Raw genomic sequence first — 22,441 nt, 5'->3', positions numbered from 1 at the left:
GTCGGTGCAAAGCGCACGGTTAGATTGCCGCAAAACCGACATTGCCATGACCAAGAGGATCGAACATGCCGCTAAGCCAAGAACAACTTGCCGAAATCGAGGCCCTTCGCGGCAATCCACAGCCGACGCTTCGCGCAGTTGCCCCGGGCATGGAGAAACACCTCTATACGGCTCAGGAAGTTCTGGATCATGGGTTCGTTCGGGTTGTGGATTACATGGGCGACGATGCCGCGATCTGTCAGGCCGCGCGTGTTTCTTATGGCAAAGGCACGAAATCTGTACAAAACGACGCGGGCCTGATCCGCTATTTGATGCGCCATTGGCACAGCACGCCGTTCGAGATGTGCGAAGTTAAGCTGCATGTTAAGCTTCCGGTCTTCGTCGCGCGCCAGTGGATCCGTCACCGGACGGCCAACGTCAATGAATATTCCGCACGGTACTCGATCCTTGATCGTGAGTTTTACATCCCCGCTCCAGAGAACCTCGCGGCACAATCCACGATCAACAATCAGGGCCGTGGTGAAACTCTTTCAGGCGAAGAGGCAGCGCGTGTGCTGGATATTCTGAAGTCCGATGCAAACCGTGCATATGACCATTATGAATCCATGATGTCGGACGAAGGCCAACAAGGATTGGCGCGTGAATTGGCGCGGATGAACCTGCCGAGCAACATTTACACGCAATGGTATTGGAAGGTTGATCTCCACAATCTGTTCCACTTCCTGCGACTTCGGGCAGATAGCCATGCGCAATATGAGATCCGTGTCTACGCGGATGCAATTGCCAATGTCGTTAAGGACTGGGTGCCAGCTGCGTATGGCGCGTTCGAAGACTACCGCATGGGCGGCGCGAACCTGAGCGCGCAAGCGCTCGATATTGTGCGCCGCAAGCTGGCTGGCGAAACTGTGACGCAGGAAAATTCTGGTATGAGCGCGCGCGAATGGCGCGAGCTCGTTGACATTCTAGAGGGATAAAAGCGAACTGGCCGCGATCACATGGTGGCCAGTTTTGCAGCAACGGCGAGGCCGAGGCGGGTGTGCATTTCTGCGCCATAGTGGACGCCATCTATGGGGCTGACGTCTACAAACTTTCCTCCATCAAGGAATTCAATGCCCTTGGTCGAGGCAAGATCTTGCAAAAGTGGCGTCAGCGCACGGGATTTTGGCTCGGCATCCCTGAATTTTTCCTTAAGGAATCCGGTCTCGCGCACAGGGGGCGGCGCAATCAGCAAAATCTTAAACCCGCTGTGCCGTTTCTGAATGTCTTCGCTTAGCGCGTAATCGACAAGACCTTCGATATGGCTTGCCACTGTCTTTGCGTCTAGTCCAAGCGCGGTTTTTACATCGTTTGTACCAAGCATCAGCGTCATGACATCAAGTGGACCGTGGCTATGAAGCGCAATCGCAAGCCCGAGTCGGCCATCCATATGCGCGCCCATGTCTGGATCGGGGGTTGCAGCCGTTCGGCCGGGCAATCCTTCTTCAATCAGATCACACCCCAGTTCAGCCTGAACGATACCGGTCCAACGCTCTTCAGGAGCGAGGCGTTCATAGATGTCGTCGGCAAACTTCGGCAGGGTTCCGTGTGTGTTGCTGTCGCCGAATGTCAGTAGTCGAGTCATGCGTCCCCCATGTTTTCGCGCTATAAGATCATAGTTTACATACAAAAACACCCCGCAGAAAACTGCGAGGTGTTCATCGTCCGGCCTAAGAAAGGCGCGAAAACTTGCTTAGTCAACCAATGCGAGGTCACCAGCAGAGGCGCGACCGTCGCGACCTTCTTGCAGTTCGTACTCGATCTTTTGGTTGTCGGCGAGGCCAGTCAGACCAGCGCGCTCAACAGCAGAGATGTGTACAAATACATCAGAGCCGCCTGCGTCAGGTGCGATAAAGCCGAAGCCTTTAGTAGTGTTAAACCATTTTACGGTGCCAGTAGCCATCCCGTTTCTCCTTTGTCTTGCCGCCCACAGTATGTGGCAGCTTGGTGATCAGCCCTTGTTTAGTAATCGTTCCGGCTGCTTGTTTAGAGAAGGCGGGTAGATAAAGTCTGTCGTCACAAAAGCCGTATGAGGTGTTTTTACTGTCTTAGCAAGTATTTCCTTTGCATCAGGCAGAAAAACGCTGGGGCACAATATTCCCCAGATACGCAAAAACGGCCCGAAAGCTCAGGCCGTTTCAAATAAACGCGGCGGATTATCCGACCGCCTTGAGGTTGCCAGCGGACTCGCGTCCGTCGCGTCCAGCAACGAGTTCATATTCGATTTTCTGGTTGTCGGCGAGACCGGTCATGCCGGCTTGTTCTACTGCGGAAATGTGGACAAATACATCAGATCCGCCTGCATCAGGCGCAATAAAGCCATAACCTTTAGTTGTGTTAAACCATTTGACGGTGCCAGTGGCCATCCGTTTTACTCCCTGTTAGTTATCTTACCCAATCGCGGAATTGCGGCGGGCCGTGCAGCCAGGTCTTTAACTGTTCCGGCTGCCCCGAAAGCAAGGAGCGGACGTCTTGAGATCTGTGAACACGCATAAATCGTTAGCGGTAAATGACAAAAAGGCAAGAAAAAATCCTTACTTCCGGTTGTGGCAGGGGTATAGAAGCGAGGTGTAACAGGGGAATGACATGCGATTTTGGGGTCTGAAAAACTGCGATACATGCCGCCGGGCGGCGAAGGAATTGGAGGCCGCAGGCTATGATCTTGAGCGTGTTGATGTGCGTTCGGACGGCGTTGAGCGCGGCGATCTTGAGCGGTTTTTCGAGGCGTTTGGTGATGCTTTGGTAAATCGCCGCTCAACCACATGGCGAGCGCTGGATGACGCCGAGCGTGCTGGCGATGCGATTGATCTCTTGGTCGCGCACCCAACATTGATGAAGCGCCCCGTGATTGAACACGATGGGGCGCTTTATCTTGGATATGGTGCTGACGTTAAGGCAGCTTTGATCAGGTGAATTTCAGCTAGTTGTTTGAAAAATATAAAATTTTTCTCATCTATCGCGCAATGCCGGTTTTGTTTGCCAGCAAGCGATCTAGCGAAATTGGCCCTGCGCCTTTCAAAACAAGAATGACGAGAGTCGTGATCCAGAACAGGCGTTGATCCATGATGACGCCATCGCTGGCGCGGTCAAACCATGCGCCGTATTCGGTTGCGCCGTGGCCGTAAATATCGGTGAGACTCTGTACAATCACAAAGCCGATCATCCCAACGGCTGCCAAGCGCGTAAACAATCCCAACAGGATGAGTGCAGGAAGGATGAACTCTGCGTACATGCCCGCCATGACCACGAGCCAATGGAATACGCCAAGCTGTGATGTGTCGTAATTTACGGCCTCAAAGGTTTTGGGAAAAATTTGAGCATATGCCCCCGTTGAGGGCGATAAAAAGCCTAAAAATCCATCACCTAGCTTGGTCATGGCCGATCCCCAAAAGTAAAAAAGCAGGGTTGCGGCGAAGGTGAAACGGGCGAGAGTCGGCAAAAGCCAATCGCCCGCGAGCCGCTCAATGAATGAAAATACGCCGTTATAGAGGTTAACGATCATGGTCATGTTAGGTCTCCTTTGGCGATGAGATTTTGGTTATTGCGGCCCCTGCGAGGAGAAGGCCGAGCGTGCGCGAGAGATCAAAGCCCGCGTCGAGGTTGGCGGCGGCTTCGAGCGCGGTTGCAAATGTCTTGTCTTCGCTAAGCGCTGTTAGGAATGCGGCTTCGGCGTCGGTGATCCGGTGGACTTCTGGATCAAACTCCGGCCGAATGATTAGGACATTTTGCGCGCCTGAAAGGTTGGTTGGCTGTGTATCTGTTGTGTTGGCCACGTAAATCGCATGGATCGGCCAGTTTGACGTCATGACCTTTAGAGATGGTGCCAAGGTCAGACGGCTTTGCATCAACATATCCGGCGGCAAGTTTTGCAAGTCTTCCGGTGAAATCGGCGTGGTATCCGCCGCGTGGTAGCTTCTGCGGATTACCAGTTCGAGGCGGGCCACATCGGCCAGATACGGATAGGCCGCCACAGGTTCAAACCCCTCAAGGAAAGCAGGCATATCCTCGCCATAGTGCATCATCAATGGTGATCGCGGCGGGAACTGCCGCAGGTGAACTCCGGCAAGCGCCTTGAAGAACTCGTCGCCAAGCAGCTTGTGGATAACCGGATAGGCGACGATCAACGCTTCGGTTAGGGAAACGGCGACGTTGTTGCGATATACCGCAAAGCGTTTGTCGGCCACATTGTTGTGCGGATCAACGAGGCCCGACGGGGTCGCGCGATCCGGATCAAGCAGCGCGGCGATAAACTCGGATTGTGTGACAGCCTCAGTCATACGGTTGCCGTTTGCAAAACCTGCGTGGCGCGCGCCGCTTCGCTTGCGAGCGTTTGCCATTCCGGAACGTCATTGTCCCATTCGATCAGGCTCGGCTTTGCGCCGCCTCGTTTGATTGTATAGCGGTACATTTCCCAAACGGGCTCTGCAACGGGGGTGCCGTGACTGTCGATCAGGAGCGGGTCACCGTTTTCATCTGTGTCTTCTTCGTGACCGGCAAGATGAATCTCCGAAACAAGATCAAGCGGGAAAGCGTCGATGTAACTATAGGGATCGGTTTTTTGGTTGGTGGCGGAGATGAAGACGTTGTTCACGTCAAAAAGGAGGCCGCACCCTGTTCTGGCCGCTGTCTCGCGCAGAAATTCTGTTTCCGGAATTTGGGTTTCGGCGAAATTGAGATAGGCGGACGGGTTTTCGAGCAGCATCCGACGGCCAACATGCTCCTGAACATGGTCAATATGTTCGCAAATTCGGGCAAGGGTTTCTTCGGTATAGGGCAGAGGCAGCAGATCGTTCATGAACCCCATATCGTGGGTAGACCATGCAAGATGCTCGGAGAAACTTGCGGGCTGTAACCAGTCGATCAGGTGTTTCAAACGGTCAAGATGGTCGCGATCAAGCGGCCCTTCGCCGCCAATAGAAAGGCCCACGCCGTGAACTGAAATCGGAAAGCGTTCGGAGAGGGCACGGAGTTGCGCGATTGGGCGCCCGCCATCTCCCATGTAGTTTTCGGCATGAATTTCGAGCCACTCAACAGGGCTCGCGTCATTCATAATTTCGGAGAAATGCTGCGGTTTATACCCAACACCAGCGCTGTCGGGCAGGCGGTCAAAACGGTGCGGGGAAACATCTAGCATGGTTATCTCCTGAGTATTTATTAGGGTTTGTCAGTTTTTTGACGGAGAAATCAAGAAGTTGCGCCTCGCCCTGTGTGCAAGCGAGGCGCGGTTGTCTTATGCAGGAAGGTCGCGATCAAGCGCTTCGAGCGAGCCCATGCGGCCGCCTTCTACTTCCATGGTTGTGCATGTACCAGCAGCAACGAGTTTCCATGCGTTACCTTGGTAATCGACAGTGGATGTGCCTGCACATGTTGTGCCTGGGCCAGCGGCACAGTCGTTCTCACCTGCGAGGGAGACACCGAAGCATTTTTCTTTTTCGCCATCCGCGGCGGCGGGGCCAGTTGTGTGGGCCGCAAGAGCAGCAGCGACAGCACCAGCAACGGCAAGATTTTTCACAGTGTTGGACATCGGGATATTTCCTTTTTTTCAATAAAAGACTGTCACGCCAAAAGCGCGATGTCCAAACTCTAGGCGAGGGGGGCGTTAACAGGCCACTCACATCGGCGTTAATCACGGGCGCGTTAGGAAAAGGGATCGTTTGTTAGAGAATGTGTCAGGCGCGATCGAGAAGGATTCCGCCAGAAATGCTATTAAAAACAACGTTTCTGGCGCGTGGCCGCGGCTTGGGGCGGTTTGAATTGTTACTGTTCCAAATGCATTCTGCACACAGATTGTAACAATTAAACGCAACAGTTCACAAATTCCGTCGCAAGTTTTTTGCAATTATTTCAAAAATGAAAAGGGGCGCGCAATCAATTGCACGCCCCATTTAAAGATTTCTGCGGAATTCAGGAGTCGCGCAAGTCTGGTGGCGTTGCGTCGAGCGCGAGTTCTTCTTTGATCTCGTCAAATGGCACAACAGTTGTCCGCTTCTCTCCAAGACGTCGGAGGGTGACGGTCCGGTCTTCAACTTCCTTCATGCCAACCGCAAGGATGACCGGAACTTTACCAAGGCTATGTTCACGAACCTTATAGTTGATCTTTTCGTTGCGGATATCAGCTTCGGCGCGCACACCCAGACGGCGTAGGTCGGCGACAACTTCGTCGACGAAATCATTGGCGTCCGAAACAATCGATGCCACCACAACCTGACGCGGCGCGAGCCAGAACGGCAGCTTACCGGCGTGCTCTTCGATCAGAATGCCGATGAACCGTTCGAAGCTGCCCAAAGTTGCGCGGTGCAGCATGACGGGTGTGTGCTTTTCGCCATCTTCGCCAATGTAGGTTGCACCAAGGCGTTCGGGGATGATGAAATCAACCTGCAGGGTTCCGCACTGCCAATCGCGTCCGATTGCGTCTGTCAGCACAAACTCCAGTTTCGGGCCATAGAATGCGCCTTCACCAGGGTTGAGGTCATATTCACAGCCCGCCGCGTCACAGGCTTCTTTAAGCAAGCGGTCGGCCTTGTCCCACTGTGAATCTGTTCCAGCGCGGGTTTCAGGGCGGTCCGAGAATTTAACCTTGAAACTTTCGAACCCGAGATCGCGATAGATATTGGCCAAGAAGGTCAGGAAGCGCTTGGTTTCGGCTTCGATTTGGTTCTCGGTGCAGAAGATATGCGCGTCGTCCTGCGTAAACCCGCGAACCCGCATGATGCCATGCAGGGCTCCAGAGGGCTCATACCGGTTGCACGAACCGAACTCCGCCATGCGCAGCGGCAAATCGCGATAGGATTTCAGGCCCTGCTTGAAAATCTCAACATGGCAGGGGCAGTTCATAGGCTTTAGCGCGTTAACGGCCTTTTCCCGAGCGTGCTCTTCGTCAACTTCGACGATGAACATGTTTTCTTGATATTTTTCCCAGTGGCCGGATGCTTCCCAGAGCTTGCGGTCGACAACCTGCGGCGTGTTCACTTCAACATAGCCGCCGCGCTTTTGCTGGCGACGCATGTAATCTTGAAGCTGGGTGTAAATTGTCCAGCCGTTTGGATGCCAGAAGATCTGTCCGGGGGCTTCTTCCTGCATGTGGAAAAGGTCCATCTCGCGGCCAAGTTTGCGGTGGTCGCGTTTGGCGGCTTCTTCGAGCATGTGGAGGTGCTTCTTTAGGCCGTCTTTGTTTTGGAAGGCCACACCGTAAATCCGCTGGAGCATCGCGCGGTCACTGTCGCCGCGCCAATAGGCACCCGCAATTGACATCAGCTTGAATGCATCGCCCGGAACTTGGCCGGTGTGCTGCAAATGCGGTCCACGGCACAAATCTTGCCAGTCGCCGTGCCAATACATACGCAGCGGCTCGTCACCTGGAATGGATTCGATGAGCTCGACTTTATAGGGCTCATTGTTGGCCTCATAGAACGCCACCGCGCGGTCACGTTCCCAGATTTCGGTGGTCACGGGCTCGCGCTTGTTGATGATCTCTTTCATCTTCTTCTCGATGACCTCTAGGTCTTCGGGAGTGAAAGGTTCTTTGCGGTCAAAGTCGTAATACCAGCCGTTTTTGATCACGGGGCCGATTGTGACTTTTACGTCAGGCCAAATCTCCTGCACGGCGCTGGCCATGATATGCGCGCAATCGTGGCGGATAAGCTCGAGCGCCTGATCTGCGTCTTTCATCGTATGGAGCGCGATGGACGAGTCTTCGGTGATTGGCCACTGAAGATCCCAATGTGCGCCGTTAACGGTTGCGGAAATTGCCTTTTTAGCAAGCGAATTAGAGATGCTCGCAGCAACTTCAGCAGGGGTTACGCCTGCGTCGTATTCACGGATATTGCCATCGGGAAGGGTGAGTGCGATCTGGGCCATGAGAGCCTCCTCGTCAGTTTGGCGCCTACGAAACGCCCGGTTGCGGGTTTGGTTTGGCGCCTTTTGCCGCGCGCAGAAGGCAAAGTCAACGGCCAGCGGGCGGGTTCATGGAAATTCGCAAGACCGGCGCAAGGTTGCGCTTGAAACGGGCAGGGGAAGTGGCCACCATCACAAGAAACAACCACCCAGAGGATACCATGAGCGCACCGAATTTCTTGAAGACCTCAGCTGGCCGAAGCATTGCATATCACAAAACAGAGGGCGAGGGGCCCGGGGTCGTGTTTCTTGGCGGCTTCAAGTCTGACATGCAGGGGACCAAAGCCGTCTACCTTGAGGAATGGGCCAAGACGAACGGGCGCGCGTTTCTTAGGTTTGATTATTCGGGTCATGGTGAAAGCTCTGGTGAATTTACCGAGGGCGCGATTGGCGAGTGGGCTGCCGATGCAATGGAAGCGATTGCAGAACTGACCGAAGGGCCGCAAGTTTTGGTGGGCTCGTCGATGGGGGGCTGGATATCGCTGCTCGTCGCGCGAAACATGCCAGAAAAGCTCGCGGGCTTGGTCGGGATCGCGGCGGCTCCTGATTTCACCGAGAACGGCTTTTGGAGTGGTTTCACTGATGCGCAGAAAGAAGAGCTGGCGCGTGACGGGCAGGTTGCCTTGCCAAGTGACTATGATGATGGCCCTTATATTATCACTGAAAAACTGATCACAGAAGGGCGCGATCAGCTCGTGCTGCGCTCTCCACTTTCCTTGCCGTTTCCGGTTCGGTTTTTACAAGGGACCGCCGATGAGGATGTCTCCGTCGCGACGGCTGTGCAATTGTTGGAGCACGCCGAGGGGGATGACATGCGCCTGACATTGGTTAAGGGGGCGGATCACAGATTTTCAACACCGGAATGTTTGAATTTGATAAGCAAAACCGTTGAAAAAGTGCTCGCTCGAGCGAAAAATGTTTAAAATTTGCAAGTCCGTTTGAGAGCAGAGGAGAGTGTTGATTGAGCAAAACTCCAGCTTTTGAACCCGTTGACCTTGCGGTTTCCTTCGACGAAACCGAGCTTCACAATGGTGTTGAGCCGTATCTCGCCCGCACTGAAGGCGCGGTTGATGGAGTGTTGGACGGCATTCGAAAACGCGTTGTCTGGGCTGGCGAGGCAGAGACCAAAACACCAATTTCCGTGGTCTATATTCACGGGTTCTCGGCGACATCAGAAGAGATCCGTCCGGTCCCTGATAGAGTCGCGGAGGAACTGGGTGCGAACCTATATTTCACGCGGCTCAAAGGTCATGGACAGGGCGGCTCCGCGATGAGTACTGCTGCGGCTCGAGATTGGGTTCACGATACAGCCGAGGCGATGGCGATCGGGCGGGCCATTGGAGAGCGGGTGCTGGTCATTTCGGTATCGACAGGCGGCACGCTTTCGGCCGTTGCTGCGGCGGATACAGAGATGTCAGAGCAGGTTGCAGGAATGGCATTTGTGGCGCCGAACTTCGGAGTGAAACACCCCGTTGCCGCACTGCTGACTTGGCCGTGGTCGCGGGTTTGGGGGCCGAGATTGTTTGGGAAAACAACCGGTTTCATCCCTGCTAACGAGGGTCACGAAACCTATTGGACCGCGCAATACGACAGCGTGGCGGTCCTGCCGATGCTGGCGCTTGTACGCCGTGTTTTAAGGCTTGATTTTGCGTCTATCCGTATTCCTGCGCTATTCTATTTTTCGCCCGACGACCGGATTGTTCGCCCCAAACGAACAGAGCGCGTTGCGCGGTTGTGGGGTGGCAAAAAGACGGTTGAACGGATCAGTGGCAGCACCGTTGATGATCCGGATAACCATGTCATTGCGGGCGATATTATGAGCCCGTCAAACACTGAGCATTGCATTAAGTCCATTTTGAAATGGGCGGAAACTCTTGATTTGAAAAGGTGAATTATGGATCAACGCATTAGCTTGATTACGCTTGCTGTGAATGACGTGGCGACTTCGGCGGCTTTCTACGAAGGGATAGGCTGGCAGCGCGTCGAAACAGAGGACGGCGTGGTTGCGTTCGATCTGATCGGGCAGACGCTCGGCCTTTATCCGCGAGAGATGTTGGCCAAGGACCTAGGGATGGAAGCCCATGAAATCGGCGGGTTTTCAGGTGTTACGCTCGGCTATAACGTGCGCGAAAAAGATGAGGTTGCGCCGCTGCTTGAGCGGGCCAAGGCCAGCGGGGGGCGTATTGTTAAGTCCGCGCAGGATGTGTTTTGGGGTGGTCATCACGGCTATTTCGCCGATCCTGACGGGCATATTTGGGAAGTCGCCCACAACCCGTTTTCGCCTCTTGGCAAAGACGGCGCGTTCCAGTGGAACGGGGCAGGGTAATGCGCAAACCGGCCAGCATGCGCGGGCTTGAAACTCTCGGGCGTGTTCGGCTGTCCAAATATTTTTATATGCGTGATTTCCTGATGTCAGAGATCGGGATTATCCACGGCATTCCCAACATTCCAGACCATCCCGATCTGGCGATCGAGGCTGGATCAAACCTGTGCCAAAACTTGCTTGATCCGCTTCAGGAAACTTTCGGTGCGGTGGCTGTTCGTTCAGGCTATCGGGCGCCGGCGCTCAATGAATTTGGTAATCGCAACGGGTTGAATTGCGCGTCAAACGAAGCGGATCGGGGCGGACATATCTGGGATATTCGCGATGGGCGCGGCGCTCTTGGGGCGTGCGCGACCATTGTCATCCCATGGTTCGCCGACAGGTACGAGGCGGGAAGTCATTGGCACGATCTCGCGTGGTGGATCCACGACCATTTACCCTACTCTGAGCTTCGGTTTTTCCCAAAGCTGTGTGCGTTTAACTTGCACTGGAGCGAGAGGCCCAAGCGTGAAATTCGTGGTTGGATTGGTGGAAACTCTGTGCTGCTACGCCAAGGCGAGGAGCCAGCCGAGCCCACCGAAACCCGCGCAAAACGTTACGCGGATTTTCCGGTGTTTCGAGGTTTGGATTTACCCTGAGATTTGGCTGTTGTTTTCGGCTTTGTTTTTGCCGGTGCCTTTTTCTCTCGTGCGAGCTCTGCTTTGATCGGCGTAACGTTGCTCTTGGCTTTCTCAGGCGCGGCTTTCTTTGGCTGTTCTGCGTTCGCGTCAATGAAGTCGAGCACCAAGGGGCGGATATTGTTACGCCAGCTTTTCCCAGCGAAAATTCCGTAGTGGCCAGCGCCTTGCTCAAGATGGCTTGCTTTTTTACTGTCGGGCAGTCCGGTTAGCAAATCCAGCGCGGCCACACATTGGCCGGGTGCAGAGATATCATCCTTGGAGCCCTCAACGGTTTTAACTGCAACCGAGGTGATCGCCGAAATATCGACCTTTTTGCCATTCACAACAAATGCATTCCGCGCGATTTCGCCACCTTTGAAGATGCGCTCGACCGTTGAGAGATAAAACTCAGCGGTCATATCCATCACGGCAAGGTACTCGTCATAGAAGCGGTTGTGCGGATCATGGTCTGCGGCTTCGCCTTTGGTCACGCGCAGGATTTGATCCTGAAACGCTTTGGAGTGTCGCTCGCCGTTCATCGACATGAAGGAAGCAAGCTGCAGTAGGCCGGGATAAACCATGCGCCCGACGCCTTTGTATTTGAAGCCAACGCGTTGGATTGCGGTCTCTTCAAGTTGGCCCATTGTAATACGGCGGCCAAAATCGGTGACGTCGGTTGCGGCGGCGTCCGGATCAATCGGTCCGCCAATGAGCGTAAGTGTGCGAGGTTGTGCCTTCGGGTCCTCAGCGGCGAGATAGGCCGTTGCGGCCAAAGCAAGCGGGGCGGGTTGGCATACGGCGATGACGTTGGTGTCTGGGCCGAGCTCGCGCATGAAATCGACCAGATAGAGCGTATAATCCTCAATGTCGAACTTGCCTGCGGAAACCGGAATGTCGCGCGCGTTGTGCCAATCGGTGATGTAAACCTCTGCATCAGGCAGAAGCGAGGCCACGGTTGAGCGCAGCAAAGTTGCATAGTGGCCCGACATCGGGGCAACCAGCATGACCTTGCGCTTTTTCTCTGGGCGGCCTTGAACGTGGAAGCGGATCAGATCGCCAAACGGGCGCTCGACAACCGGCTCCACCGAAACGATATGGTCGCGGCCATCGTCAGAAGGGATCGAATGAATGCCCCAATCCGGTTTGGCGACCATGCGGGCGAAACTGCGTTCCGTAACTTCGCCCCACGCGGCGACCCATTGCACCATCGGGTTGGGCGATAGCGCTAACCCAGGGTAGGAAGCAAATGCCTTGGCAGACGCGCCGAGCCATTGGTTGGTGTTGCGCATCGTCTCCATCAGGTCGTAAGTGGCCATATACCGCATGTTTCGATCCTTCACAGGCGGGATGATCCCCGCTAACTTGATTACAGACGTTGAGAAATCTGTTATGCTGCACTTGCAGAAAGATTAGGGTAGAAAGTTTTCAATGACAACTGATCAAAGCGACGGAAGCAAAAAACCTTCGGATATTGAGGGTGACGTTGGGTCATCCCGACTGAGCGAGAACCTCGCCAAACTGGAGGTGCTTTCGGCGCGTCTTGTGGCCGCTATGTCCAAGAAACGCACGGTTGATCCGAGTTTGCAGGGCCCAAGCGGTGATTTGTTTATGAAGGCGGCTGCGGCCTATATGGCCGAGATGATGAACAACCCCTCAAAAATCGTAGAACATCAGGTTGCATACTGGGGAAAGTCGCTCAAACACTATGTCGAAGCACAGCAAGTTCTAAAAGAAGGGCAGCTTGTTGCTCCCCCTGATTCTACGCCAAAGGACCGCCGCTTCTCCAATCCGATGTGGGAAACGCACCCATATTTCAATTATATCAAGCAACAGTATCTAATGAGCAGCGAGGCCATTTCGCAGGCCATCGAGGATATGGAGGGGCTGGACCCGTCCGATAAAAAGCGTGTGGAGTATTTCAGCCGCCAGATCGTCGATATGTTCGCACCCAATAACTACCTCGCCACCAACCCCGAAGCGCTGGCCAAGGCCGCCGAGACCGAGGGGCAATCGCTGGTCGACGGGCTCGAGAACCTCGTGCGCGATATCGAAGCCAACGATGGCGAGCTTTTGGTGACCCTTGCGGATAAGAACGCATTCAAGGTTGGCGAGAACCTCGGAACGAGTGAAGGCAAGGTTGTTTTCCGCAACCATATGTTCGAGCTGATCCAATATGCGCCGAAAACCGAAACGGTGCATAAAACGCCGCTGGTTATCTTTCCGCCGTGGATCAACAAATTCTATATTCTCGACCTCAAGGAAAAGAACAGCCTGATCAACTGGATTGTGGAGCAGGGCTTTACGCTCTTTGTCGTGAGCTGGGTGAACCCCAATGCCTCTTATGCCGACGTCGGGATGGAGGACTACATTAAAAGCGGTTATCTGACAGCGATTAAAGAGGTCAAAGCGATCACCAAAGAGGAGAAGGTTAATGTTGTCGGCTATTGCATTGCCGGAACGACACTTGGCCTGACTCTCGCGCATATGAAGAAGATCGGCGATAAATCCGTCAACTCCGCAACTTTCTTTACCACGCTCACAGATTTCTCTGACCAAGGGGAGGTTGGTGTATTTCTTGATGAGGGGTTCGTTGGCGGGATTGAGCGCGAAGTAAAGAACAAGGGTGTATTGGACTCTTTCTTTATGTCGCGGACATTCTCTTATTTGCGGTCCAACGACCTTATCTATGGCCCCGCGATCCGCAGCTATATGATGGGAGAGGCGCCTCCTGCCTTTGATCTCCTGTATTGGAACGGTGACGGCACCAACCTGCCAGGGCGCATGACCGTCGAGTATTTGCGCAACCTGTGCCAAGACAATCACTTTGCACAAGGCATCTATGAGTTTGAGGGCGAGAAACTGTCGCTCAAGGATATCACCGTGCCTATGTGTGCGATTGCCTGCGAGACAGATCACATCGCTGCGTGGAAAACCTCCTATCACGGGGTTAAGCAATTCGGCAGCCGCTCCAAAACCTTTATCCTCTCGGAAAGCGGCCATATCGCGGGGATTGTGAATCCGCCGAGCAAAAAGAAATACGGTCACTACACCAACGACGACATGAAGCTGGAGAGTGACGCTTGGAAAGAAGGCGCCGAATTTCACGAGGGGTCGTGGTGGCCGCGCTGGGGTGAATGGCTCGCGAAGCGGTCAGGAAAGCAGATTCCAGCACGTATTCCTGGTGATTCGAGCCATCCGGCGCTTTGTGATGCGCCCGGAACCTATGTTTTGTCTGTCATAAAGTCCTGATAAATAGGAGTTATCAATATTTTTGCTGCACTGCAGCACAAAAATCCTTGAAATGCTGCGCTGCAACATGCATATTGTTTGCACACGCAGAATTTCAGCGGGGCCCATCCCGCACTAAGGAGTAAATGACATGACCAAGGCACAAGATTTCACAAAGATCATGCAAGACATGGTCGGCGCATTTCCAGTAGACACAAAAGCTGTCGAAGACGCATTCAAAACATCTGCCGCTCTGAGCGACAAGATGTCTAAAGTTGCTCTCGACGCAGCAGAGAAATCCAGCGAGATCTCTGCAAAATGGACAAAAGAAACTCTGACCAAACTCGGTTCGGTTTCCGCTGCAAAAACAGAGCCTGCTGATTACAGCAAAGCCCTGACAGATTTTGCTTCGTCCTCTGCTGAGATGGCTGCCGAAAACCTCGCAGCATTCGCAGAAGTTGCGAAAAAAGTTCAAGCCGAAACAGTTGAGCTGATGCTCGCTGCTGGCAAGGACCTGTCCGAAGAAACAACTGCTGCTGTTAAAAAAGCAACTGCAGACGTTCAGAAGGCTGCTAAAGCAGCTTCTAAGTAAGACAGATCGAGTTAACGCGGAGCCTTCTCCTCCCTCCTCCCGCTCCGCGTCTCATAAAGGCGAGCCCCATCCTCCCGGGGTTCGCCTTTTCTTTTTGTTGCAATCTTTCTGCGCATGCGTAACTGTTCTGCAATGCAGAAGGAGGGAACCCCCGTGAGCGATACCGAAAAACCGCTGTTGATCAAACGATATGCCAGCCGGCGTTTGTACAACACCGAGACCAGCGACTATGTCACGCTTGATGACATCGCCAGCTTTATCCGCAACGGGCGCGAAGTTCAGATTATTGACCTCAAGAGCGGTGATGACCTGACGCGGCAATACCTCCTGCAAATCATCGCCGAGCACGAAAGCCGTGGCGATAATGTCTTGCCGATCAATGTGCTGACGGATTTGGTTCGTAGCTACACCAATCAAGCTGGTAGCATGGTGCCTGATTTCCTTGCAGCGAGTTTCGAGATGCTGCGCGAGAGCCAGAGCAAGGTGATCGACAATTTCGGTGGTATTGCAAACCCGCTCGGCTTGCCCGCTTTTGAGGCGATGAAAGCCCAGCAGGAAGCGTTTCTCAAAACGATGACTGGTAGCTGGGCTGGCGCGACAACCGGGGACAAGCCAGAGCCCGAAGAAAAGAGCGAAGCCGAGCTTGATGACATCAAGAAACAGCTCGCCGAACTTCAAAGCAAGCTGTCAAAACTAGGTCAGTAGGGACGCTTTGGTGCTGCGTGCTTTGCTGTGCGCAGCAGATTGTCTAAAGAACTGAGCGAATTGTTCGGCAACCAGCGCGGAATCCGTATGGCCAAACGGAGCCTCACGGGCAGCGCGCATCATGTCTTGCGGATAAGCATCTGAATCCTCGCGTGCCAACAGATAGGCGCGCAACACCGGATCGCTGAATTCGGGGTGTGCCTGAACCGTTAGGGCGCGATTGCCATAGCGAAGCCCGGCAAAACGGCAGAAATCATTGCTTAGAATCGTTTCTGCATCTGCTGGTGGCTCGATCACCTGATCCTGATGCCATGCGTTTAACGTCAGCGTGTTGCCTTCGTTCGTGTGGTAGTGGCGTTTGCCGATGGACCAGCCGCCAGCAAACTTCTCAACCTTGCCACCCAGGGCTTGCGCGATGAGTTGGTGCCCGAAGCAAACGCCAACCATCGGAACCTCTTGCGCATAGGCTTCGCGGATCAACTCTCGGAGCGGTGGCAGGAACGCATGATCTTCATAGACACCATGTGCTGAGCCGGTGAACAGCCAGCCGTCTGCTTCTGTAGCGCTCTGCGGGAGGTCATGGCCAACGGCGTGGTAAATCTTAAGGTCAAACCCATGAGGTGCGAGCAGCTTGGTGAACATATCGCCAAAGCCGCCAAACTCGGCGCGCACATCGGAATGAACCTCTCCACACTCCAGAATGCCGATCTTCACGTGTCTGACCTCTTAGCGGATGTATTGCGGGCGGAAGCGGAACTTGCGCCGTTTTTCCTGCGGCACATGTCGGTTCAAGCGCCGTCCGATTGCGCCGTAAATCCAGATGATGACCAAGGTCAGAAGGATGTAATAGAACGCCAAAATGGGGTAGGGGATGAAGGGGTTGAACGTCTTGTCCGCAAAATATTTCGCGTAATAGAGCGCATCACCGCGTTGCTGCCATGCCGGAAAGCCCGAGAAAAACACAAGTGCCGTGGCATGGAACAGGAAGATTGCCTCGTTGGTGTACCCGGGCCAAGCAAGGCGCAGCATCGTCGGGAACACAACCTTCCGGAATTTGGGCCAACCGGAAAGGCCGTAGGCGTCTGCGGCCTCGATATCGCCCTTCGGAATTGAGCGCAGCGCGCCATAGAATATCTCGCCTGAGTAGGCGGCGGTATTGAGGAACAGAACAACAAGCGCCCCGAGCCAAGCGCTCGTGAACCACTTGAATTTGCCTTCAAAGCTCACGCCGAAAATCTCGAGATTGTTGAGTTGCAGGAAAAGGAAATAGGCAAGGAAGAACTGGATAAACAGCGGGGAGCCACGGAACACGAAGATGAACCACTCCGCTGGGCGGCGCAGCCACGGGTTCCGTGAGTCTTTGGCAACGGCCACGGCCACAGCAAGGAAGAACCCCGAAAGCAGGGCAAATACGCCGAAATAGATGTTCCAGAGCATCCCAGAACCGATCAGCGTAAACTGATCGCACAGGGTATAATCGCTGCGAGGCAGGAGGCGTTCGCCAATCCCGATCGAACGGAGCGCATAGGCTTGAATGGTCTCAAGGCAGGTCATGATGTGGCCTTCCTTTGTGCTTCGCCCGCGGCGGTGGCTTGTCCGTGGCTCAGGCGTTGCGTGATACGCTCAAGAACTACTTCGCTCACCTTGGTAAAGGCGAGGTAAAACGCTAGCAGGCCGAGGAAATACCACATGCGCCAATCGCCGTGCGGATAGTCGGTAAAGCGGGCCGTTTTGGTGCCGCCGAGTTCGCGCGCCCAATACACGATATCTTCGATGCCAAGGATAAACAGCAGCGGAGTGGCCTTGATCAGGATCATCCAGAGATTTGACAGGCCGGGCAGCGCATAAATCCACATTTGCGGCACAAGAATGCGCCAAAAGCTTTGACGGTTGGTCATGCCATAGGCTTCGGCGGTTTCGATCTGTGCGCGTGGTACAGCGCGCATCGCGCCATAAAGTACATTGGCCGCGAAAGCACCGAAAACAATCGCAAACGTAAGAACCGCGATTAGGAAACTATAGGTTTCATGCACCCATTCCGGAGAGGTCGAGAGCGGCAGCTTCGCCGCATCACAGACAACGAAATCGCTGCCTTGTCGGATCGGCTCGCTCCAGTCGGGGCATTTGATTTTGTGACGGGTCCACTCCAGCGCCTGATCGATGGCGATGACGAAGAAGAGGAAAAAGACGATGTCGGGTACACCGCGCACGATGGCTGTGTATCCTTTGCCGAGCCAGCGAAGTGGCGCAAATCCGGACCGCGCGGCCATCGCTCCGAAAAAACCGAAGAGCAGCGAGACAGGGGCGGTAATGGCCAGCAACAGCAGCACAGTCCCCACCGAGCCGTAAAGCGACATATGCTTCCCCGTTGTGAGGTAGCACGACAGCCATTTCAGGCCTTCAAGAGTTGAGGGATCGGCGCAATATGAAAACATAAACAGCATACACGCGCCCAAGTCTTTTGAGCGCGTGTTTTTCCTATGAGGACAGGTTTAGAACGGCGCGGACTCAGGCAGCCATTTCGCGATCAGCTCGTTAAGAGAGCCGTCGTCTTTCATGGACTGGATCGCTGCGTCGAACTTGTCGCGAAGCTCTGTGTCGCTCTTACGCAGACCCATGCCGATGCCGCCGCCAAGCAGTACATCGTCACCAACGAGTGTAAGGTCAGCGTCTGCTTCTGCGATTTCAGCGAGGTACGCTTTGTCAGCAAGAACAGCATCGGCTTCGCCATTGCGGACTGCTGCGACTGTTTCGTCAGGGGAAGCGAATTCCACCAATGTCGCACCAGAAGCTGCGATATGGCTTGCTTGAATTGTACCTGTTTGCGCAGCGATCACACCGCCTTCAAGGTCAACACCCTCAGACGCCGCGAGGTAGGACGATGGATCAGGCTGTGTGTAGTTTTGTGTGAAGTCGATAAGCTCTTTGCGCTCGTCTGTGATCGACATCCCGGCGATGATTGTATCGTAGTTGCCGGATGTGAGGTTCGGGATGATGGAATCCCAAGCGTTTGTGACCCACTCGCACTCAAGCTCGGCGCGTTTGCAAAGCTCGTCGCCAAGCTCGCGCTCAAAGCCGTCAACTTCGCCGTTGTCGTTGAGGAAGTTGTATGGAGGGTAGGCGCCTTCTGTGCCCATGCGAACTGTGTCTGCCATAGCAAAGCCCGCCGAAAGGGCGAGGGCCGTTGCGGAAATAAGAAGATTTTTCATGTGTGTCTCCCATCTTGGTTGGTTGTTAGTGTTGAGTTTACTCGGTGAACTGCGTGTGCGCGGTTGGTGCTCACGCGGAAACGGTTGCAGAGAGGAACTGCTGCAATCGTTCGGATTTCGGTGTGTTGAACACAGCCTCGGGCGGGCCTTCTTCTTCGATGAGGCCCTTGTGTAAGAATACGACGTGGTCGGAAACGTCATTGGCAAGGCGCATATCGTGGGTCACGATGATCATCGTACGCCCCTCTTCCGCCAGATCTTTGATAACTTTGACAACTTCCTGCTCAAGCTCAGGGTCGAGCGCGCTGGTTGGTTCGTCAAACAACAGCGCTTTGGGCTGCATCGCAAGCGCGCGGGCAATTGCCGCACGTTGCTGCTGACCACCGGACATCTGTGCCGGGTAGACATCGCATTTATCGCCAATGCCCACCTTGGCAAGCAAAGCGCGCGCACGGGTTTCGACCTCGGCTTTGTCTTCGCCAAGAACGGTAACAGGCGCTTCCATTACGTTCTGTAGGATTGTCATATGGGCCCAGAGGTTGAACTGCTGAAACACCATCGAAAGGTTTGTACGAATGCGTGTGACCTGTGCGCGATCAGCGGGGCGGCGATTCAGGCCAGTGCCTTTCCATTGGATCGGCTCCCCCTCAAAAAGTATTTCACCGGACTGGCTGTCTTCGAGCAGGTTGGCGCAGCGCAAAAGCGTGGATTTCCCCGAACCGGACGACCCGATCAGCGACACAACATCGCCGCGCTTCGCAGAGATATCAACGCCCTTTAGGACCTCAAGATCGCCATAGCTCTTGTGCAGGTTTTTAATTTCGATGACGGGGGGCTGCGTAGAAGACTGTTTTTCTGTCACGATGCTGCATCTGTTGAGTGATTAGGGTCCGAGTAGGGCGGAGAATTATCTTAAATGCAATGATAAAGAAACGTTTACGCAGGGTCACTGCTGAGATTCTTGTCTCTTGGTTGAAAATTCAGCAATGAATTTCCGCAAAAGTTGAGATTTGCCTTATTATTAAGGCGATCACTCAGGATTTCGGCGCGCGAGTACCCGCTGGCGGCAAAGGGCGCTGTCGCGGTCGTTGATGCCGAGCAGATTGGCCAGCAGGCGCATGAGTGCGTCTTCGCTTTCGTCGCGTACCCCATCCTCAAGCACCACGTCCCAAAGGTCTTCGACAACGGCAAAGCGTTCGTCCAACGGCACGTTTTCTTTGATCGCCCGCGTAAAGCGAACGGTGTCAGGCGCGTTGGCCTCATACTCTTCTGCTTCAACCCGTAGCGCGGCGGCTTCTGCGGCGGTTAGGCCGTATCTTGCGGCGAGGAGACGGTCGATGCGCGTGATTTCACTTGCAGCATAGGTGCCGTCGCTACGGGCAAGCCTGACCATGAGCCCTGCGATGGCAAGCCGATCATCGCCATAGTCTGGCGCTTCGGGTGCGAAAACCGTCATGAGTTTGCTAAGCATTGGCCGTTCTCCTTTACCCCTACATAGGGCGCGCGGCCTCCTGTCTCAAGCCGCGCATGCGGGATTGAAACCTGACCGCGCGGTCGCGTTAAACTAGGCGCGAGTTCTCCTTGGCGGCCTTGACGAAGCCGTCAAACAACGGATGCGGCGCAAAGGGTTTGGATTTCAGTTCTGGGTGATACTGCACACCGATGAACCACGGGTGATCTTTCCACTCGACAATCTCCGGCAGCTTGCCGTCCGGGCTCATGCCGGAGAAATGCAAACCACAGGCTTCGAGCTGATCGCGGTATTTGATGTCGACCTCATAGCGGTGGCGGTGACGCTCTTCGATTGTCGTCGCGCCATAGACTTCGGCAACTTTCGAATCTGGATCAAGAACGGCTGTATAGGCGCCAAGGCGCATGGTACCGCCTTTGTCGTCTGTAACTTTGCGCGCAACCTTATGGTTGCCCTGTACCCATTCCTTGAGATGGTAAACAACTGGAGTGAAACGTTTTTCACCTGCTTCGTGGTCAAATTCTTCGGAACCGGCGTCGGGAAGCTCGGCCACATTACGGGCGGCTTCGATTACAGCCATCTGCATGCCGAGGCAAATTCCGAGGTAAGGAATTTTGCGTGTACGGGCAAATTCGGCTGCTTTGATTTTGCCTTCGGTGCCGCGTTCGCCAAACCCGCCAGGTACGAGGATCGCGTGATACCCTTCGAGGTAAGGAGCCGCGTCTTCTTTGTCGAAGACTTCGGCGTCGACCCACTCGACCTTGACCTTCACGCGGTTGGCCATGCCGCCATGCGTAAGCGCCTCGGCGATGGATTTATAGGCGTCTTCAAGCTGGGTGTATTTACCGACGATGGCAATTTTAACTTCGCCCTCTGGGTGGAATACACGGTCGGCCACGTCGTCCCAGCGGCGGAGGTCCGGCTTGGGGGCGGGGGCGATGTTGAAGGCGTCCAGAACGGCCTGATCCAGCCCTTCGCGGTGATAGGCAAGCGGCGCTTCGTAGATCGATTTCAGGTCATACGCCGCAATGACGTTTTCTTTGCGAACATTACAGAAAAGGCCGATTTTAGCGCGCTCTTTCTCTGGGATCGGCTGCTCGGAACGGCAAACAAGCACATCAGGCGCGATGCCGATGGAGCGGAGCTCTTTTACGCTGTGCTGTGTTGGTTTGGTCTTGAGTTCGCCGGAGGCCGCCAGATACGGCAGGAGCGTAAGGTGCATAAAAATGCATTGCCCACGCGGCTTGTCCTGAGAGAATTGGCGGATGGCTTCAAAGAACGGTAGGCCCTCGATATCGCCAACAGTGCCGCCGATTTCGCAGAGCATGAAATCAACTTCGTCGTCGCCGACATGAAGGAACTCTTTGATCTCGTTGGTAACGTGCGGGATCACCTGAATGGTCTTGCCGAGATAATCGCCACGGCGCTCTTTCTCGAGCACAGTTGAATAGACGCGCCCCGAAGAGACAGAATCAGTATTGCGCGCAGCAACGCCGGTAAAGCGCTCGTAGTGCCCAAGGTCGAGGTCCGTCTCAGCGCCATCATCGGTTACGAAAACCTCGCCGTGCTCGAACGGGCTCATCGTGCCTGGATCAACGTTGAGGTAGGGGTCAAGCTTGCGCAGGCGTACGGAATAGCCCCGTGCCTGAAGCAATGCGCCAAGAGCCGCCGACGCGAGGCCTTTGCCAAGCGATGAAACAACGCCACCAGTGATGAAGATATAACGAGCCATTGGGCGATCGTCTCCCGTGAGAAGTGTTTTACAAGTGCTGGAAAAAGGCCCGACAGCCACAGCATCACGGGATTTAAGTCATAACGGATTCGCAAGCGATCCGCAACCAAAACCCAAGATGCTGCGGCGCAAATCCGCCGCTAGCCTATCTGTTGTAGTAGTTTGTGAGGTGTTGTTGGCTTATTCTGCCGCTGGAGGCGTCAAGGGCGCATCACCTGCGGAAGGCGGCAGAAGTGCGTCTGCATCACCAAGCGGGCTGCTTTTCTCGGCCACGGGGGCGGGCGCTGTGCCACCAACGCGGTCAAGAACCGAACCGCTGGAGGATTTCTGAGCCGCAATCACAGTGAGTGTGATCGACGTCACAATAAACCCGATCGCCAAGAACCAAGTGATCTTGCCCAGAGCTGTTTCGGCTGAACGCGTGGATACGCCTTTGTTACCGCCGCCTCCAACTCCCAGACCGCCCCCTTCGGAACGCTGGAGCAGTACGATGCCGATGAGCGACAGCGCAAGGATCAGGTGGATGACAAGAACGATATTTTCCATGAGGCAACCCAGTTTAAGCTTTGCGGTTATCTAGGCGGTCTTGCGCC

The 22,441-nt window shown here is 54.6% G+C and carries 26 protein-coding genes; 9 read left to right on the top strand and 17 right to left on the bottom strand.

Features of this window, described 5'->3' with window-relative positions:
* Positions 1-65: 65 nt before the first annotated feature.
* Complete coding sequence (thyX, locus tag OU789_RS09580; RefSeq protein ID WP_274655354.1) at positions 66-974, top strand: FAD-dependent thymidylate synthase; 909 nt, start codon at positions 66-68, stop codon at positions 972-974.
* A gap of 17 nt (positions 975-991) precedes the next feature.
* Here thyX and OU789_RS09575 read toward each other — a convergent pair whose 3' ends face one another.
* The 3 genes from OU789_RS09575 to OU789_RS09565 form a co-directional block, all read right to left on the bottom strand.
* Positions 992-1,621, bottom strand: coding sequence for a GDSL-type esterase/lipase family protein (locus OU789_RS09575; protein ID WP_274655353.1), 630 nt, complete (start codon positions 1,619-1,621; stop codon positions 992-994).
* Positions 1,622-1,729: 108 nt separating this feature from the next.
* Positions 1,730-1,939, bottom strand: coding sequence for a cold-shock protein (locus OU789_RS09570; protein WP_263952644.1), 210 nt, complete (start codon positions 1,937-1,939; stop codon positions 1,730-1,732).
* Between the two features lie 253 nt (positions 1,940-2,192).
* The gene (locus OU789_RS09565; RefSeq protein WP_263952645.1) at positions 2,193-2,402 is read right to left on the bottom strand and encodes a cold-shock protein; all 210 of its coding nucleotides are present in this window, start codon (positions 2,400-2,402) and stop codon (positions 2,193-2,195) included.
* 220 nt (positions 2,403-2,622) lie between these two features.
* Here OU789_RS09565 and OU789_RS09560 point away from each other — a divergent pair, with 220 nt between their 5' ends.
* Entirely contained in the window at positions 2,623-2,949 is a 327-nt protein-coding gene (locus tag OU789_RS09560; protein ID WP_274655352.1) for an ArsC/Spx/MgsR family protein, read from the top strand.
* Positions 2,950-2,989: 40 nt separating this feature from the next.
* On the opposite strand, the gene OU789_RS09555 is transcribed toward OU789_RS09560, so the two are convergent.
* From OU789_RS09555 to thrS, 5 genes are all read right to left on the bottom strand, one after another.
* Entirely contained in the window at positions 2,990-3,544 is a 555-nt protein-coding gene (locus OU789_RS09555; protein ID WP_274655351.1) for a DoxX family protein, read from the bottom strand.
* 1 nt (position 3,545) lies between these two features.
* Entirely contained in the window at positions 3,546-4,313 is a 768-nt protein-coding gene (locus OU789_RS09550) for an HvfC/BufC N-terminal domain-containing protein (protein ID WP_274655350.1), read from the bottom strand.
* Positions 4,310-5,170 (bottom strand): MNIO family bufferin maturase, encoded by an 861-nt coding sequence (gene bufB, locus OU789_RS09545; protein ID WP_274655349.1) that lies wholly within the window; start codon positions 5,168-5,170, stop codon positions 4,310-4,312. Before bufB ends, OU789_RS09550 begins: the two co-directional genes overlap by 4 nt.
* A gap of 96 nt (positions 5,171-5,266) precedes the next feature.
* Positions 5,267-5,560 carry a BufA1 family periplasmic bufferin-type metallophore gene (locus OU789_RS09540; RefSeq protein ID WP_263952650.1) on the bottom strand — a complete coding sequence of 98 codons (294 nt, stop codon included), beginning with the start codon at positions 5,558-5,560 and terminating at the stop codon, positions 5,267-5,269.
* A gap of 380 nt (positions 5,561-5,940) precedes the next feature.
* The gene (gene thrS, locus OU789_RS09535) at positions 5,941-7,893 is read right to left on the bottom strand and encodes a threonine--tRNA ligase (RefSeq protein WP_274655346.1); all 1,953 of its coding nucleotides are present in this window, start codon (positions 7,891-7,893) and stop codon (positions 5,941-5,943) included.
* 197 nt (positions 7,894-8,090) lie between these two features.
* Between thrS and OU789_RS09530 the strand changes: the two genes are divergently transcribed.
* The 4 genes from OU789_RS09530 to OU789_RS09515 are packed head-to-tail and all read left to right on the top strand — an operon-like array spanning position 8,091 to position 10,890.
* Positions 8,091-8,852 (top strand): alpha/beta fold hydrolase, encoded by a 762-nt coding sequence (locus tag OU789_RS09530; RefSeq protein WP_274655344.1) that lies wholly within the window; start codon positions 8,091-8,093, stop codon positions 8,850-8,852.
* Between the two features lie 38 nt (positions 8,853-8,890).
* Positions 8,891-9,820, top strand: a complete 930-nt coding sequence (locus OU789_RS09525; RefSeq protein ID WP_274655342.1) for an alpha/beta hydrolase — start codon at positions 8,891-8,893, stop codon at positions 9,818-9,820.
* A 3-nt stretch (positions 9,821-9,823) separates the two neighbouring features.
* Positions 9,824-10,255 (top strand): VOC family protein, encoded by a 432-nt coding sequence (locus OU789_RS09520; protein ID WP_274655340.1) that lies wholly within the window; start codon positions 9,824-9,826, stop codon positions 10,253-10,255.
* Positions 10,255-10,890, top strand: a complete 636-nt coding sequence (locus OU789_RS09515; protein ID WP_274655338.1) for a hypothetical protein — start codon at positions 10,255-10,257, stop codon at positions 10,888-10,890. The genes OU789_RS09520 and OU789_RS09515 overlap by 1 nt, the downstream gene beginning before the upstream one ends.
* On the opposite strand, the gene phaZ is transcribed toward OU789_RS09515, so the two are convergent.
* Positions 10,848-12,236 carry a polyhydroxyalkanoate depolymerase gene (gene phaZ, locus OU789_RS09510; RefSeq protein WP_274655336.1) on the bottom strand — a complete coding sequence of 463 codons (1,389 nt, stop codon included), beginning with the start codon at positions 12,234-12,236 and terminating at the stop codon, positions 10,848-10,850. The two genes, OU789_RS09515 and phaZ, sit on opposite strands and share 43 nt — an antisense overlap.
* Positions 12,237-12,339: 103 nt before the next feature.
* Between phaZ and OU789_RS09505 the strand changes: the two genes are divergently transcribed.
* The 3 genes from OU789_RS09505 (at position 12,340) to phaR (ending at position 15,436) form a co-directional block, all read left to right on the top strand.
* The gene (locus OU789_RS09505) at positions 12,340-14,160 is read left to right on the top strand and encodes a PHA/PHB synthase family protein (protein ID WP_274655334.1); all 1,821 of its coding nucleotides are present in this window, start codon (positions 12,340-12,342) and stop codon (positions 14,158-14,160) included.
* A gap of 130 nt (positions 14,161-14,290) precedes the next feature.
* Complete coding sequence (locus OU789_RS09500; protein WP_263952658.1) at positions 14,291-14,731, top strand: phasin, PhaP; 441 nt, start codon at positions 14,291-14,293, stop codon at positions 14,729-14,731.
* A gap of 153 nt (positions 14,732-14,884) precedes the next feature.
* Positions 14,885-15,436, top strand: a complete 552-nt coding sequence (phaR, locus tag OU789_RS09495; protein ID WP_274655332.1) for a polyhydroxyalkanoate synthesis repressor PhaR — start codon at positions 14,885-14,887, stop codon at positions 15,434-15,436.
* On the opposite strand, the gene OU789_RS09490 is transcribed toward phaR, so the two are convergent.
* The 8 genes from OU789_RS09490 to secG all read right to left on the bottom strand — a co-directional run bounded on the left by OU789_RS09490 (position 15,425) and on the right by secG (position 22,394).
* A complete protein-coding gene (locus OU789_RS09490) occupies positions 15,425-16,150 on the bottom strand; it encodes a type 1 glutamine amidotransferase (protein ID WP_274655330.1) in 726 nt (241 codons plus the stop codon). The genes phaR and OU789_RS09490 overlap by 12 nt on opposite strands.
* A 12-nt stretch (positions 16,151-16,162) precedes the next feature.
* Entirely contained in the window at positions 16,163-16,990 is an 828-nt protein-coding gene (locus OU789_RS09485; protein WP_263952661.1) for an ABC transporter permease, read from the bottom strand.
* A complete protein-coding gene (locus tag OU789_RS09480; RefSeq protein WP_263953280.1) occupies positions 16,987-17,871 on the bottom strand; it encodes an ABC transporter permease in 885 nt (294 codons plus the stop codon). The genes OU789_RS09485 and OU789_RS09480 overlap by 4 nt, the downstream gene beginning before the upstream one ends.
* Before the next feature lie 57 nt (positions 17,872-17,928).
* Positions 17,929-18,645 (bottom strand): transporter substrate-binding domain-containing protein, encoded by a 717-nt coding sequence (locus tag OU789_RS09475; RefSeq protein WP_274655327.1) that lies wholly within the window; start codon positions 18,643-18,645, stop codon positions 17,929-17,931.
* A gap of 70 nt (positions 18,646-18,715) precedes the next feature.
* Positions 18,716-19,507, bottom strand: a complete 792-nt coding sequence (locus tag OU789_RS09470) for an ABC transporter ATP-binding protein (RefSeq protein ID WP_274655325.1) — start codon at positions 19,505-19,507, stop codon at positions 18,716-18,718.
* A 168-nt stretch (positions 19,508-19,675) separates the two neighbouring features.
* Positions 19,676-20,116, bottom strand: a complete 441-nt coding sequence (locus OU789_RS09465; protein ID WP_274655323.1) for a tellurite resistance TerB family protein — start codon at positions 20,114-20,116, stop codon at positions 19,676-19,678.
* Between the two features lie 88 nt (positions 20,117-20,204).
* Positions 20,205-21,848 (bottom strand): CTP synthase, encoded by a 1,644-nt coding sequence (locus OU789_RS09460; protein ID WP_263952665.1) that lies wholly within the window; start codon positions 21,846-21,848, stop codon positions 20,205-20,207.
* Between the two features lie 180 nt (positions 21,849-22,028).
* Entirely contained in the window at positions 22,029-22,394 is a 366-nt protein-coding gene (gene secG / locus OU789_RS09455) for a preprotein translocase subunit SecG (RefSeq protein ID WP_274655320.1), read from the bottom strand.
* Positions 22,395-22,441: the final 47 nt, after the last annotated feature.

It is taken from the genome of Halocynthiibacter sp. C4, assembly GCF_028823805.1.
Lineage (GTDB): Bacteria > Pseudomonadota > Alphaproteobacteria > Rhodobacterales > Rhodobacteraceae > Falsihalocynthiibacter > Falsihalocynthiibacter halioticoli.
The sequence above is the reverse complement of the archived record's forward strand: the minus strand, read 5'-3'. Positions and strand labels throughout refer to the sequence as shown.